The organism is Pseudoflavonifractor sp. An44, from assembly GCF_002161675.1.
Classification (GTDB): domain Bacteria; phylum Bacillota; class Clostridia; order Oscillospirales; family Oscillospiraceae; genus Enterenecus; species Enterenecus faecium.
In genome coordinates this window covers 1-12,846 of record NZ_NFIH01000039.1, presented here as the reverse complement: position 1 = coordinate 12,846, position 12,846 = coordinate 1, and the positions used below count along the sequence as shown (strand labels likewise).

The window sequence follows — 12,846 nt, the reverse complement described above, 5'->3', positions numbered from 1 at the left end:
ACCCCCGGCAAGCCCTATCCCACCGCCTCCGCCCCAGCGCTCTCCCTGCAGAAGGGGGACAGCGTTCAGCACAAGGCCTTTGGACGAGGCCTGGTGCTGTCGGTGCAGAAGATGGGGGGCGACGCCCTGGTGGAGATCGCCTTCGACACCGTGGGCACCAAGCGGCTGATGCTGAAATCCGCCAGCCAGCACTTGACCAAAGTATAAGGAGGGTTTTCCCATGTTCCGCATGATTGGTTTTGACCTGGACGGCACCATTGCCGACACCCTGCCCCTGTGCATTCAGGCCTTCGGCCTGGCCCTGTCTCCCTATGCCGGGCACACCCTCAGCGAAGAGGAGATCACCGCCACCTTTGGCCTGGATGAGGTGGGCATCGCCAAGATTCTGGCGGGGGACCAGTGGGAGGCCGGGGTGGCCGACTACTGCCGGGAGTATGAGCGGCTCCACCCCCAGGTGGTGCCCGACCTGTTCCCCGGCATCCGGGAGCTTCTGCACACCTTGAAGGACCGGGGGATTCCCCTGGTGCTGGTGACGGGAAAGGGAACCCCCACCTGCCGCATCTCCCTCAAACAGTTCGGCATTGCCGACGTGTTTGACGAGGTGCTGTGCGGCTCGGATGTGGCCCCCAATAAAGTGGACCATCTGCGCTACTTGTTGGACAAATACCAGCTGACCCCGGAGGAGTTCTGCTACATCGGGGACACCGCCACCGACGTGGACTCCTGCGACCAGGTGGGGGTGACCTGCCTGTCGGCGGCCTGGCAGGACGGCGTCACCCAGGCCTTGGAGCAGCGCAACCCCGGCAACGTGTTCGACCGGGTGGAGAAATGCGGGGCGTACCTGTTGGAGCACTGCACCAAACCCCAATGATAGGACAAAACACCGGATGGAATGCTCGGTGGTCGTAAAACAGTAATATGTAAATTTCTTGGAACAGGCATGATTTCGGTCATGCCTGTTCCGCTTTTATCAGTTCATCCACGGGAATGTAGCCCACAAGGTCATATTCGATATGTACCCTCTGTTTGCGCTTGCCGCTGGACTTATCCGGTGCCTCCACATAAACCGCTTTTACAAGCTCTCTAAGCGCATATGGGGTCAGCTCCGTGAGGGTGCTGTTTTTGTGTACTCGATAGATAAACTGCTCTAAGTTCTCTGCCTGTCGTTCCTGTTCCTGAATTTCCTGTTGCAGACTTTTAGCTTCTGTTTTGAGGTCGGCTTGCTCCTGGGTGTAGTTCGTGCTCATCATGGCAAATTTCTCGTCATCGAGCCGTCCAGCTACATTATCCTCGTAAATACGGATGAAAAGGCGGTCTAACTCGCTGATGCGTTTCTCAGCCTGCGCTAACCGCTTTTTATGTATCCGTATCGTTTCTTCACTCTGGACACGGAGCCTCTGTTCCATCTCTGCACGGAAGTAAGCCTCGTAGCGGGTGACTACCGAGATAACCTCCTGGATGTGTTTCCAGACCTGCTGTTCCAGCACAACGGCGCGGATATAGTGCCCACTGCACTTGTCCTTGTTTGCCCGATGGGTGGAACAAATAAAGAAGTCCTGCCGCTTTTCAAAGTAGCTTGTGGTAGAGTAGTACAGCTTCTGTTTGCAGTCATTGCAGAACACGAGACCGGAGAACATATTGCTCTTGCCCGTTGCCGTTCTGCGATGGCGTTGCTGCCGGATTTCCTGCACCTTATGTACACACTGCGATTTTCATATCTGGCAAACAGCGCACGGCGGTACCCATTCGTGCGCTTTCTTGTTGGGGAACATCCCAAACCCTTGAACAATTTCGGGATAATTGGCTGAGCACTACGGGTGTTATTGTTTCTGTGAGTTCTTTTTTACTTCTGCTACAATGTCTATTTCATGCAGAGTATCATCTGATAAATCATATCTGAACAGATGCCCATTCAGAGCGTTATAATATTGATTCTTTTCCATCAACTGATATTGATGATTTTCAACTTGATGTGCCAAAGAAAAAACTTTATCGAGTGCCTTTTCTTTCTGCTCATCCGACAGTTGACCTTGTATTTTGCATTTTATTGTCTCAGCACCGTTTATAGTTGGTATCCCCTCAATAGAAATTGTAAAAGGTATTTTGCTCTCGCGACTTTTGGTAATATTCAGCCACAGCTTTTTGAAAAAGTATTTTGTCGCATCATATCCACCATTAAGGATGAACTGTTGTAATACCTCGTATGCAACGGCAATTAACTCGAAGTCTGCAAAATCAAACGCCGATTGCATCATAGTGCCAGAAAGATTTCTTACATAAAAACGAAATCCTTTTTCTTGGAGTTCATCAGCGTAAGCGGATAACATAGAATTATCATTATCAGAGAAATATCCTGATATGTAAAGTCCATCAATGGCCATAATCAAACCTCACTCAATTGGAGGAATAGGCGGCATGGCGTTTGCGAACAGATTTTTAAGTTCGTCAACCGTTCCCGCCTTTGCCCATTGCGCCATTCCATTTTTCCAAACCAAGCTATCAGCGGTAAGTTGTCCTGCGGCTGCCATCTGTGTCAACACAGAAATATCAAACGGTCCCGTGGCTTGTCCGTTGACCGCCACATGATATGCCACAGCAGGAATAGGAGGAGGTACAGCGCCGGGCGTTGTCTGCTGATTGATACCACCCATCATATTATTCATAGCACCGGCAATGTTCTGACCGACAGCACCGCCAACAGCCATGCTTGCCATCATAGTGGCCATATTGAAGCCTTCTCCACTGCCGCCTAAATTGACATCACCAGCTCCGCTAGCTCCCATCTGACCGAGAGCCTGTGCGCCAGCAACGCCAACCTCTGCCTGTTTTTCAACTTGGAAAGCACCAATGTTGGCAGTTTGTGTCTGCTTGTGCATAGCATACTGGCCTTCTTCACGCTGGATACGGAGACGCTCTACATAATCCTGCGTCTCAGCCTCAACCCTCGTTGCAGCAATATCCCTGGTAACAGCCATCAGTTGGCGATAGCCTTCACTGGTCTTGTCGATCTCAATGGCGGCAATATCCACCCCGGATACCAAAACGCCGAAAGATTCTTTCAGGCGTTCGCCGATGTCGTACTCCACAGCATCATTGATTTGTGCGGTTTTGGTTTCAATCTGAATGACCGGAATATTGTTGGCAGCGGGAGCGTTGGCGACCGCATCTTTCACATACCGGCTGACCGCATCTCGAATTTGCCGCTGAAAGTCACCAAGGCTAAAATTGGTCAACCTGTGCAGCTTGATAAATTCTCTATAATCAGCAATACAGAAACTAACAGTACCTCTGACCGCAACAGGCACTCCAAAGTCTGCGAGCCGTGGGTCATAAATATCGAAAAACGGAACACCGAACTTCACCTGAACAACATGGGCGAGATTGATAAAGTAGACCTCGGCCTGAAATGGTGTGCCTCCATCATAGGCCAGACCGACAATACTCGCCAAGACTGGAAAGTTCGCCGTTTTGATGGTCTCATCATACGGCCCCTCTATGTAGTCCTGCATGGTGCCGTTTTTCTGATGGTAGACGAAAACGGCAACCTCGCCGTCCTTCACCCGGAGGGAGGAACCCCAGCGGATAGCGTTTTCTCTGTTGTTATTTCCGGGCTGCGCTCCCGCTGGGTGCCATTTCCAGATGAGATACGACGGCTCATCACAGCGGATTTCGTCCATGAAGCCCCCGGCTGATTGTTTTTTTAATATCCCCATATTTACCTCCATGTACTACTTTGCACTATTTTTCATCGGGCTCGTCAATCCGTACAAACATAGTGTTAAAGCCTTCGTAATCAATGCTAACATGATAGCCATCTGCATTATCAGCCCCAAAATATGTGTCACCTTTACTATAATCTATATTAAATCCGCTATCATATACCGAATTAACATACTCCTCATAGTCGGACAAAGTTGTGTTCCCTATGTAAATTACAAACCCATAGTCGTGTTCCCATTCAATTTTACCATATAGCGATTTAGGCTGAGGAATTAGTTCTGCAATATCACTATTTGGCCATTCGACTTGACTCATTTTCATTGGGGCATTTACTTCAATATTAAGAGTTGTTATATAGCTAACATCTATCTGGTAACCGTCTTTATTATATGCCTCAAAAGATGTCTCGTCCTCTTCAATAATTTCGTAGTCATATCCAAATTTCTTGCAAGCATTTACATAATCATAATAATCGCTTTGAGAACATTCGATGTCATAAATATAAAATTTCTCATTTGAGTTTGTCATCACTCTTGCGGAAGTCATAATTGGTTCGGGAGCACATTCGTTCAGCAGAATATCTCCCCAACTTGTGTAATCGTTTGTGTTGAGAATCTGCTCGTCATGATTAGATGACAATGAAAAATACGGAACAAACAATAAAAACGCAAGTATCGCTGGTACTAATCGAAAATTTCGCACTCGCTCGTTAATGACACCGCTCCCCATCAAAAAGGCAGTCAAAAACAAAACTACCATGAGCGCGGAAACAATGCCCGCAAGTATCCTGCCGTTTTGAAATGCGAGCATACAAAACAGCACCGAGATAACTGCAAAAGCTACCAGGACAATTCGAAATTTGCTTTTCTTAAACTCTTTTGCAGTTACCTCCGATTGTTGCGATACATATCGCTGATTTGCCTTTTTCTTTGCTTCTGCAACTCGGGCTTTTATGGCTTCATATATTTCGTCGACTTCGAGCATATCTTCATCACTTAAGGTCAACCGGGCTTTTTTATGACACTGCTCTATTTTGGAGAGCCATGCGTCTGATATGCTGTCTTCACCCATGTGCGCCATGTAATGGTCTTCGTTAAAATTCGAAGACGCCAGCACCATGAACTCAAGAATATCTTCTCTGCTGTTTGGAATTGGGAACATTTTGACTAATCGAACAACTTCGCTATCACTCTTTGCCGCTTGAATATTTTTATACAATTTTTCTACAGAAGATGTCGCTGCTGTCCCCCGTAATTCGTATCCACATGCTGGGCATATTGATGTAAAAGAGTTTAATATTTCCCCGCAATGAGGGCACTTATGCATCACTCCATCATATACTGTTTTCCTTTGTGATTGAGTGTTTGCAGAAGAAGCATCAACAGGAGTTCCGCAATTAGAACAAAACTTTGCGCCGTTGGCAATTGGCTGACCACAGTTGGAACAAAATGACATTGTGTCCCCTCCCAAAGCAATTATTTACGCTCAACATCATCTATCCGCACTGCATCGCAAATATCTCCAATATTACAGTCCAGATACTCACAAATGCGTAACAGGACAGAAAGAGCGACTTCTTCATTTTTTCTGAGTTTTGTCATCGTCCCCGTAGCAATGCTCAAATCTTTTCGGAGTGTAGCAGGAGAAATTTCTTTCTCAATCAAGCGTATCCAAAACTTTTTATAACTTATTTTCATAGCACACTCTTTCTAAATCCGCATTTTGGCTCTTTCAATATCTATTATACAGGTAATCGCTTTAGAAATCAAGAGAACTCGATAATTAGTAAGCATTTGTTCTCAATTTCTTGCGATTTTTGCTCGGTGACTTTATGAATAGGGAAATCTCCTTTTACGCCGCCATATCGACCAACAGCAATAAACGAACCCGGGTATGGGCCGCTTTCACAAAACATACCACAGGGCAAAAAGTAAGCGGTTTTCGGCCCTTAAACGCACACAAAAACAGACGGCACCCAACCGAAGTTGAATGCCGTCTGTTTGTTGTCCAATCCTGTTTGACAGATGCCGATTTCGCAATTTCTTCAAATTACTGTCTTATCGGTACACGGGTAAACGTCCGGTGTTTTTCGTTTCTCTGGCATTTCATCCCTTCCCAGGGCATTTGAGTGGCCCATGGGTTGTCAATTGCCCCCACGCCCTCTATGATGGTATCACACACCACGAAAGAAAGGAGCGTTCCATGAAACTCACCATACAGCAAGACCCCGCACTGGCTGAGACAGAGGTGATCCTCCGCTGTCCCATCCTGGATGCCCGGCTGGAGTCCCTCATTTCCCACATCCGGCAATACAGCTTTGTGCTGGTGGGCTACCAGGAGCAGCGGGAGTTTCATCTGCCCCTGGAGAGCATCTACTATATGGACTCCACCGATGGAAAGACGTTTCTCTACCAAAAAGCCCAGGTCTACCAGTGCCGGGAGACCTTGACGGCCTTGGAAGAGAAACTATGTCAAACCACCTTTGTGCGCATCAGCAAAAACTGCATCATAAACACCGCTTTTTTGCAGCACGTAGAGCCCCACTTCAACCACCGATTGAAAGCGGTGCTGAAAAACGGGGAACAGCTCATTATTACCCGCAACTACATTGACACCCTGCGCCGCAAACTGAGAGGAGGCAGCCTATCATGAAACAGTTTTTCTTCGCCCGCATTCCCTCCATCTGCATCTGCTTTACCGGGATTATGTTAAGCTCTCTGGCCGTCAACCTGCTCTCTGGCTGGCCCGTCTCCCCCTTTCCCTTCCAGGTTCTGGGGTGGATTGTGGCCTGTCAGGGCATCGACTGGCTGCTGTCCTTTCTGAATTTCAAAAGCTGGCTGCACTACTGTGTGGTGGAGGCGGCCATTCTCTACGCCGTCTCTCTGCCCGTGGCTCTTCTATTTCGCTGGGCCTCTTGTACCTTTCCCAGCATTGCGGCCTATTCCCTCATTTTTCTGGCGGTGTACTTCTTTCTCACCTGGTATTTCCGCCGCCGCCAGCAGCTGTTGGCCCAGGAGCTCAACCAACTACTGCAAGAGCAGCAGAAGGACTCTGGGATGGAGTCATAACGTATCTGCCACCAAAAAAGCCCCTTCATCATGAACCGAACCACAAGGGGGGCTTTGGACTGTCTTACCCCTCCAAAAGTTCTCCCAGCGAGTGCACAAACCGGTGGCAGCTGTGGGGCATCTCCGCCCACCGGCTGGCATAGCAGGGGTCATACACCCCAATGGTGTGCATCCCGGCAGCCCGGGCGGTGGCGCAGTTAAAGGGGGAATCGTCCAGCAAGGTGCACCCCTCCGGCTCCACCCCCAGGGTGTGGCTCAGGGCCTCAAAACACCGGGGGTCGTGCTTTTCCAGCCCCAGCTCCTCGGCGTACACCACGTGGGCAAAGTAGGGCTCCAGGCCGTGGCGCTCCAGGGCCAGCTGGCACAGCTTGGGGCGGCAGGCGGTAAACAGGGCCAGCGCTTCCCCCTGGCTGCGGTACTGCTCCAGCAGCTCCCGGGCCCCCGCCTTCAGCTCCACCAGGTCCCGATAGTGGTGAGCGGCCAGCTCCTCCCACTCACACATAATCTCCTGGGGCGTCAGGTCCAGATGGTAATACTCCCGGGTGTAGCTAGCGGCCGAGGGGAAGGTGGCACGGGTCACCCGCTCCTCGTACTCCTTGGTCACCTGGCAGTGGTGACGGGCCAAAAATTCCAAATCCACCTCCACCCACAAATCGTTGGAGTGGAGGAGGGTTCCGTCCAAATCAAAAATGATCATGGGTGTGAAAATCCTCTCTATCTTGCGTCGATGGTCTTTTTCTGCTATGATGGTTGGGTTCGCGACCTAGCCACGGCCTAAGGCCGTGTTGCTTGATTATACCACACCGTCCCCGCTCCCGTCCATGGGTGGGGAAGCGGGGAGAGAGAGAAGGCGTTTTATGGATATCTTATTGGTCATGTGTTTGGGCATCCTGGTGGGTCGGTTCCTGTTCCCCCAGAAGGCCAAGCGTTGGAACGAGGGGGCGTCCCTGCTGTGCACCCTGGTGCTCATCTTCTCCATGGGTGCCATGCTGGGCCGGAAAGAGGGATTTCTCCACCAGCTGCTCACCCTGGGCGCTCAGAGCTTCCTCTTCTTCCTCATTCCCACCGTTTTGTCCATTGTGGTGGTGTACGCCCTCACCAAACGCTTTATGAAGCGCCCCAACCAGGATAAAAAGGAGGAAGAGGCATGATCGTCCTGTTCACCATCCTGGCTCTGCTCTTGGGGTTAGCCTACGGCCTGTCCGGGCTGGAACTGCCCCTGCTCACCTTTTTCAGCCAGCACACCGACCTGGTGCTCTATCTGCTGATGTTCACCGTGGGCATCAGCGTGGGGATGCACCGGGGCCTCTTCCGAAAAATCCGGGAGTACCACATCCGAATTTTCATCATTCCCTTTGGCATCATTCTGGGCTCTCTGGTGGGCGGTCTGGTGTGCGCCGCCATCTTCCACCTTCCCCTGGGCCAGGGGGCGGCCATTGCCAGCGGCATGGGCTGGTACAGCCTGGCGGGCGCCACCATCAGCCAGATTGGCGGTTCTGAACTGGGCAGCGTGGCCTTTCTCAGCAACCTGATGCGGGAGATTTTCTCCTTTATCATCATCCCCGTGGTGGCCATCAAACTCAACTACTACACCTGCATCGCCCCCGCCGGAGCCACCAGCGAGGACACCACCCTCCCGGTGATGCTGAAATACACCAACGAGGAGACAGTGGTGCTGTCGGTGCTCAACGGCATCATCTGCTCCTTCTTCGTCCCCATCCTCATCTCCCTGTGTTTCACCACCCCATAAGCCGACACGCTTCTCAAAAATGCCAGCATTTTTGAGAGGAGTTGCAGCCCGCTGCATGCAGAATCGGGTCAAAGGGCGACCCGATTCCACACTTGCGGGCTGAGAAGTGTTTTTTCCGATGCACATGTCCCCGAAAAAAACGAATTTTAATTTATTTTCCCGCCCCCGGGCGGGAAAACTCTGCCGAGGGCTTTGGGAATGATGCAAAAAATATATTCTTCTTGCATACACATGAGTTTTTCGACAGTCTGCAACGATGCCGCACAGATTTGCTCTGTGCGGCATCGTTTTTATTTACAGTGTCGGTCCAGCCAGTCCAGAACATCGGCATAGACCTCCATGCGGTTTGTCTCGTTGAGGGTCTCGTGGCGAGCGCCGGGGTACAGCTTCAGCTCCAGGTCCCGGGTACCGTGGTCCTTAAAATACCCGTACACACGGCGCACCCCCGCCCCGTTGGCTCCCACCGGGTCCTGATCTCCCGAAAAGAGATAGATGGGGGTGTTGGGGTCCATGCGGGACAGAGCTTTTTCACTGGAGATGTACTGCAAGCCCCCCAGCATGTCCCGGAACAGCCCCACCGAGGGGATAAACGAGCACAACGGATCTTGGAGGTAGGCGTCCACCATACGCTCATCGCTGCACATCCAGTCCACCGTGGTGCGGTTGGGGCGAAACTGCCGATTGTAGACCCCCAGGGACTGGCTGTACACCAGTTGGCTGACCCAGGTGGGTCCTCGCAACCACCCCAGCACTGTGGACACCAGGCGGCCCGTGGCCACCAGCAGGGGGCTCTCCTGCCCGGTGCCCGAGAGGATGGCCCCGTCCACCGTGCCGGGATAGCGGCACAGATAGGTGCGGGTCAAAAAGGAGCCCATGGAGTGGCCCAACAGGATATAGGGGACGCCTGGGAACTTCTCTCCCATGAGCTGCCGGAACGCGCGCACATTGGCCGTGGCCAGTGTCCAGCCGTTCCGGCGACCAAAATAGCCAAACTGCCCCGCCGCCTCTCCCGTCTTGCCGTGACCCAGGTGATCCTCGCCGCACACCACATAGCCGTGGACGTTGAGGTAGCGGGCAAAGTGGTCATACCGCCCCATGTGCTCGGCGATACCGTGGACGATCTGCACCACGCCCCTTATCTGGCCCTGGGGCTGCCACAGGTATCCGGCACATGGATGTTCCCCGTCCGAGGAGGGAAACCAAATCACTTCTGGCTGCTGCATGGAGTCACACTCCCTTCTCCCCCTTTGGGGGTCGGTTAGTCCAGCTTCATGTTATCCCCAGACAGGCCGTCCTTTTTCAGCATGTTCTCCAGAACCTGCACGTCGGCGGCGATGTCCATGGCGTCCGAGCTAAACAGCTTATCCAGCTGCTTTTCAAAGCCCTCCACCACTTTGTCCATCATGCCCTCGATGCGCTGCTTGGCGGCGGTGATGTTCTCCCCCTCCACCCCCTGGGCGTCCAGGCGGGCATAGGAGCGGAGAATGTCCAGGGTGGTGGGCAGGTAGTAGTTGAGGAAGGTGCGCAGCTGCTCGGTGCGCTGGGGATGGGTCTTCTGGTACTGCAAAATCTTGTGGGTGACCTCTTCAATGCGGTCAATCTTGGCGCTGATCACCGGGTCGGGAATCAGGTCGTTGATGAGGCGGATTTCCCGGAGAATCTCATCCTCCTGGGAGGGCTGCTGGTTCTTCTCCGGCTCCGGCTGGGGCTCCGGTTCCGGCTCCGGCTCGGTGTATCCCATCTCGGTGAGCATCAGTTTGCCCGCCTTCAAATCCAGATATCCCGTGGGCAGCACGTGGGTGGCCAGCATCTTGCGCAAATCCCGGGTCAGGCGGCGCACCGACACGTCCATGGCCGCCGCCATGGGGGCCAGACTCACCTGGCGATTGGCTCCGATGTAGGCCAGATAGTTGGTGTATCGCTCCATCCGGCCCCGCTGCTCCCGCCCGGTGAGGAGCATACCCAGGCCCACGCCAAAGCCCGCCAGCATGACAAACACGTTGACCAGCTCGTCAGCGAAAAAGAAGCCGTACCGCAGACTCTCCACAAAGGTGGCCAGCTGGGCTATGGTGCCCAGAGCGAACATCCCGGCCATGACGCCGCCCACCACCATTTTCACGGTGCCGGGGGCCAGGCCCTTTCGTTTCACCGGCGTCTGGCCGCCAAAGGCCGCTCCCGCCTTCCCCTTGACAAATTCCGCCGCCTGTCTGGCCTGGAAGGCGTAGTTTTGGGCCTGCTGACGGGTCATATTCCGAAGCTTGCTCACAAGCCACACCACGGCGATGACCTGGGTGATGCCAAAGGGGAGAAGGAAGAGCACCACAATGCCCAGCCAATCCTCCCAGTCTCCGTCCCGTCTGGGCCGTTTGGGGTTGGGGTTATAGTGGTACCCGCCCCCCTGTCCATAGCTGTACGAACCATTCATACCTGAGATTCCTTTCCGTCCAGACGGCCCCTGCCGCCCGGTTGCTTGTCACCCACATTATATACATCTTTTCCTCCGGTGTAAATAGCCACCAAAAACGATGACAAATTGTAAATCTTTTTAACCGAATTGTTCTTGTACCAGCCACCGGTTGGTGTTACAATATCCAAGGTGCAAGGGGATTCCATTCTGGTCAATTCCTGGCACCTCTTACAGATAACAACATTTGGAGGAAGTTCTATGGAGCACGTTCGTTCCAAGAAAAAGCTCACGCCCCCCATCATCGCCGGGATTGTGGCCGGCGCTGCGGTGTTGGTGCTGGCGGGAGCCTATTGCGGGCTGTGCGCCTGGGTCAGCGGCAACGGCCGTTTGCTCCCCGGCACCATTGCCCAGAATCACACACAGACCGTCACCCTGGACCTGGGCGGACTGACCCAGGATGCCGCGGTGGAGTATATGACCAGTTCCATGAAGGAGCACCTGGACACCCTGGAGCTGACCCTGAACTACGGGGAGGACCAAAAGGTGACCATCTCCGGCTCTCTGCTGGATGTGGACCCCCAGGCCGCCGTGGAGTACGGCATGGAGGAAAAGAAGTCCCGGGGCTTCTTCTCCCTGGGCCTGGCCTGGCTGGGTGCGGGCAGCGACCCGGACCCCCTGTCCCTGTCCTCCTCCTCCTTCACTCCCGAGGGAGAGAAGCAGGTGAAGGAGTACATCGACCAGATTGCCCAGGCCATGCACAAGGACCCGGTGGACTTCACCTACAAGCTGGAGAATCACTCTCTCAAAGTCACCATGGGCACCGACGGAGCCGAGGTGGACAAGGACGCCCTGCTGGAGCAGATCTCCAACGCCCTGGCCACCGGAGAGACCTCTCTGACCGTGGAGACCAAGCCCATTCCCTGCGCCGAGCTCACCGGGGAGATTCTCAGTGAGCTGGTCTACCAGGAGCCCAAGGCCCCCACCCAGGACGCCAACGGCAACCTGACCCCCATGGTCATGGGCTGCTCCATCGACCCGGAAGAGGCCCAGGGCATCATCGAACAGACCAAGCCCGGGGAGACCTGTTCCATCCCCGTCACCATCACCCAGCCTAATTTGAGCCAGGCCGCCTCCCTGCTGTACCAGGACCTGCTGTCCAGCAACACCAGTTACCTGGACGGCGTGGCCAGCCGCTCCTATAACGTGGCTCTGGCCGCCTCCTCCTGCAACGGCAAAATTCTCATGCCCGGTGAGACCTTCTCCTACCTGGGCACCATCGGAGACCCCTCCCAGGCCAACGGCTACAAGTCCTCCACCGGCTACTCCAATGGCCAGACCGTCGCCATGGACGGCGGCGGCGTGTGCCAGGTGTCCTCTGCCATCTACTACTGCGCGGTGTACGCCAACCTGGACATCGTCCACCGGGCCAACCACGCCTTTACCGTAGGCTATGTGCCCGACGGCCTGGACGCCACCGTGTACTACCCCAGCCTGGACTTCAAGTTCCGCAACAACACCGACTTCCCCATCAAGCTGGTGTCCTATGTCTCCGGCGGTAAGCTCACCGTCCAGATCTACGGCACCAACCCCAGCGGCACCTATGTGAAGACCGAGCGGTACACCCGCTCCACCACCGAGTACACCACCGTCTATGAGGCGGACTCCTCCGTTCCCCGCGGCACCACCAAGGTGAAGACCACCCCCTACACCGGCAAGGTGGTGGACGTGTACCGCTGCGTGTACGACGCCAACGGCAAGCTTCTCTCCCGCACCTTCGAGAACACCAGCCGCTACTCCAAGCGGGACAAGGTGATTCTCTACAACCCCGCCGACTCCGGCCCCTGGGGCGAGGGCACCGACGCCAACAAGCCAGACCCCACCCCGGCTCCTACGCCCAAGCC

The 12,846-nt window shown here is 53.9% G+C and carries 16 protein-coding genes; 7 read left to right on the top strand and 9 right to left on the bottom strand.

The window, feature by feature from the left end; translation table 11 throughout:
* Positions 1 to 207, top strand: a 207-nt coding sequence (locus B5F98_RS12315) for a hypothetical protein (protein WP_143482814.1), incomplete at its 5' end; no start/stop codon positions are given.
* A 13-nt stretch (positions 208 to 220) separates the two neighbouring features.
* Entirely contained in the window at positions 221 to 871 is a 651-nt protein-coding gene (locus B5F98_RS12310) for an HAD family hydrolase (RefSeq protein ID WP_087373219.1), read from the top strand.
* A 79-nt stretch (positions 872 to 950) separates the two neighbouring features.
* Here B5F98_RS12310 and B5F98_RS12305 read toward each other — a convergent pair whose 3' ends face one another.
* The 5 genes from B5F98_RS12305 to B5F98_RS12285 form a co-directional block, all read right to left on the bottom strand.
* Positions 951 to 1,691, bottom strand: a complete 741-nt coding sequence (locus B5F98_RS12305) for a DUF4368 domain-containing protein (RefSeq protein ID WP_242961682.1) — start codon at positions 1,689 to 1,691, stop codon at positions 951 to 953.
* A gap of 129 nt (positions 1,692 to 1,820) precedes the next feature.
* The gene (locus B5F98_RS12300) at positions 1,821 to 2,381 is read right to left on the bottom strand and encodes a hypothetical protein (RefSeq protein ID WP_087373215.1); all 561 of its coding nucleotides are present in this window, start codon (positions 2,379 to 2,381) and stop codon (positions 1,821 to 1,823) included.
* 9 nt (positions 2,382 to 2,390) lie between these two features.
* Positions 2,391 to 3,713: an SPFH domain-containing protein gene (locus B5F98_RS12295; RefSeq protein WP_087373212.1), complete on the bottom strand. Its 1,323-nt coding sequence runs from the start codon at positions 3,711 to 3,713 to the stop codon at positions 2,391 to 2,393.
* Positions 3,714 to 3,738: 25 nt separating this feature from the next.
* The gene (locus B5F98_RS12290) at positions 3,739 to 5,175 is read right to left on the bottom strand and encodes a zinc ribbon domain-containing protein (RefSeq protein ID WP_087373210.1); all 1,437 of its coding nucleotides are present in this window, start codon (positions 5,173 to 5,175) and stop codon (positions 3,739 to 3,741) included.
* A 20-nt stretch (positions 5,176 to 5,195) separates the two neighbouring features.
* Entirely contained in the window at positions 5,196 to 5,417 is a 222-nt protein-coding gene (locus tag B5F98_RS12285; RefSeq protein ID WP_087373207.1) for a helix-turn-helix transcriptional regulator, read from the bottom strand.
* Between the two features lie 505 nt (positions 5,418 to 5,922).
* Between B5F98_RS12285 and B5F98_RS12280 the strand changes: the two genes are divergently transcribed.
* Positions 5,923 to 6,372 carry a LytTR family DNA-binding domain-containing protein gene (locus B5F98_RS12280; protein WP_087373203.1) on the top strand — a complete coding sequence of 150 codons (450 nt, stop codon included), beginning with the start codon at positions 5,923 to 5,925 and terminating at the stop codon, positions 6,370 to 6,372.
* The gene (locus tag B5F98_RS12275; protein ID WP_087373200.1) at positions 6,369 to 6,788 is read left to right on the top strand and encodes a DUF3021 family protein; all 420 of its coding nucleotides are present in this window, start codon (positions 6,369 to 6,371) and stop codon (positions 6,786 to 6,788) included. Before B5F98_RS12280 ends, B5F98_RS12275 begins: the two co-directional genes overlap by 4 nt.
* A gap of 64 nt (positions 6,789 to 6,852) precedes the next feature.
* Here the strand turns inward: B5F98_RS12275 and B5F98_RS12270 are convergent, their stop codons facing one another.
* Positions 6,853 to 7,485 carry an HAD family phosphatase gene (locus B5F98_RS12270; protein WP_087373197.1) on the bottom strand — a complete coding sequence of 211 codons (633 nt, stop codon included), beginning with the start codon at positions 7,483 to 7,485 and terminating at the stop codon, positions 6,853 to 6,855.
* Positions 7,486 to 7,645: 160 nt separating this feature from the next.
* Here B5F98_RS12270 and B5F98_RS12265 point away from each other — a divergent pair, with 160 nt between their 5' ends.
* Both B5F98_RS12265 and B5F98_RS12260 read left to right on the top strand, forming a co-directional pair.
* A complete protein-coding gene (locus tag B5F98_RS12265) occupies positions 7,646 to 7,939 on the top strand; it encodes a hypothetical protein (protein ID WP_087373194.1) in 294 nt (97 codons plus the stop codon).
* A complete protein-coding gene (locus tag B5F98_RS12260) occupies positions 7,936 to 8,538 on the top strand; it encodes a lysine exporter LysO family protein (RefSeq protein ID WP_143482813.1) in 603 nt (200 codons plus the stop codon). Before B5F98_RS12265 ends, B5F98_RS12260 begins: the two co-directional genes overlap by 4 nt.
* Before the next feature lie 290 nt (positions 8,539 to 8,828).
* Here B5F98_RS12260 and B5F98_RS12255 read toward each other — a convergent pair whose 3' ends face one another.
* Genes B5F98_RS12255 through B5F98_RS13030 form a run of 3 tightly spaced genes read right to left on the bottom strand, consistent with a single transcriptional unit; the run spans position 8,829 to position 11,133 of the window.
* On the bottom strand, positions 8,829 to 9,761 hold the full coding sequence (locus B5F98_RS12255; protein WP_087373191.1) for an alpha/beta hydrolase: 933 nt from the start codon (positions 9,759 to 9,761) through the stop codon (positions 8,829 to 8,831).
* 35 nt (positions 9,762 to 9,796) lie between these two features.
* A complete protein-coding gene (locus B5F98_RS12250) occupies positions 9,797 to 10,963 on the bottom strand; it encodes a 5-bromo-4-chloroindolyl phosphate hydrolysis family protein (RefSeq protein WP_087234491.1) in 1,167 nt (388 codons plus the stop codon).
* The gene (locus tag B5F98_RS13030) at positions 10,960 to 11,133 is read right to left on the bottom strand and encodes a hypothetical protein (RefSeq protein WP_206418164.1); all 174 of its coding nucleotides are present in this window, start codon (positions 11,131 to 11,133) and stop codon (positions 10,960 to 10,962) included. The genes B5F98_RS12250 and B5F98_RS13030 overlap by 4 nt, the downstream gene beginning before the upstream one ends.
* A gap of 70 nt (positions 11,134 to 11,203) precedes the next feature.
* Between B5F98_RS13030 and B5F98_RS12240 the strand changes: the two genes are divergently transcribed.
* On the top strand, positions 11,204 to 12,846 hold a 1,643-nt coding region (locus tag B5F98_RS12240; RefSeq protein ID WP_087373184.1), incomplete at its 3' end, for a VanW family protein.

Excerpts from the sequence above, each read along its gene's own strand:
- B5F98_RS12310 (WP_087373219.1), top strand. The coding sequence starts at position 221 with ATGTTCCGCATGATTGGTTTTGACCTGGACGGCACCATTGCCGACACC.
- B5F98_RS12300 (WP_087373215.1), bottom strand. The coding sequence starts at position 2,381 with ATGGCCATTGATGGACTTTACATATCAGGATATTTCTCTGATAATGAT.
- B5F98_RS12295 (WP_087373212.1), bottom strand. The coding sequence starts at position 3,713 with ATGGGGATATTAAAAAAACAATCAGCCGGGGGCTTCATGGACGAAATC.
- B5F98_RS12290 (WP_087373210.1), bottom strand. The coding sequence starts at position 5,175 with ATGTCATTTTGTTCCAACTGTGGTCAGCCAATTGCCAACGGCGCAAAG.
- B5F98_RS12285 (WP_087373207.1), bottom strand. The coding sequence starts at position 5,417 with ATGAAAATAAGTTATAAAAAGTTTTGGATACGCTTGATTGAGAAAGAA.
- B5F98_RS12280 (WP_087373203.1), top strand. The coding sequence starts at position 5,923 with ATGAAACTCACCATACAGCAAGACCCCGCACTGGCTGAGACAGAGGTG.
- B5F98_RS12275 (WP_087373200.1), top strand. The coding sequence starts at position 6,369 with ATGAAACAGTTTTTCTTCGCCCGCATTCCCTCCATCTGCATCTGCTTT.
- B5F98_RS12270 (WP_087373197.1), bottom strand. The coding sequence starts at position 7,485 with ATGATCATTTTTGATTTGGACGGAACCCTCCTCCACTCCAACGATTTG.
- B5F98_RS12265 (WP_087373194.1), top strand. The coding sequence starts at position 7,646 with ATGGATATCTTATTGGTCATGTGTTTGGGCATCCTGGTGGGTCGGTTC.
- B5F98_RS12260 (WP_143482813.1), top strand. The coding sequence starts at position 7,936 with ATGATCGTCCTGTTCACCATCCTGGCTCTGCTCTTGGGGTTAGCCTAC.
- B5F98_RS12255 (WP_087373191.1), bottom strand. The coding sequence starts at position 9,761 with ATGCAGCAGCCAGAAGTGATTTGGTTTCCCTCCTCGGACGGGGAACAT.
- B5F98_RS12250 (WP_087234491.1), bottom strand. The coding sequence starts at position 10,963 with ATGAATGGTTCGTACAGCTATGGACAGGGGGGCGGGTACCACTATAAC.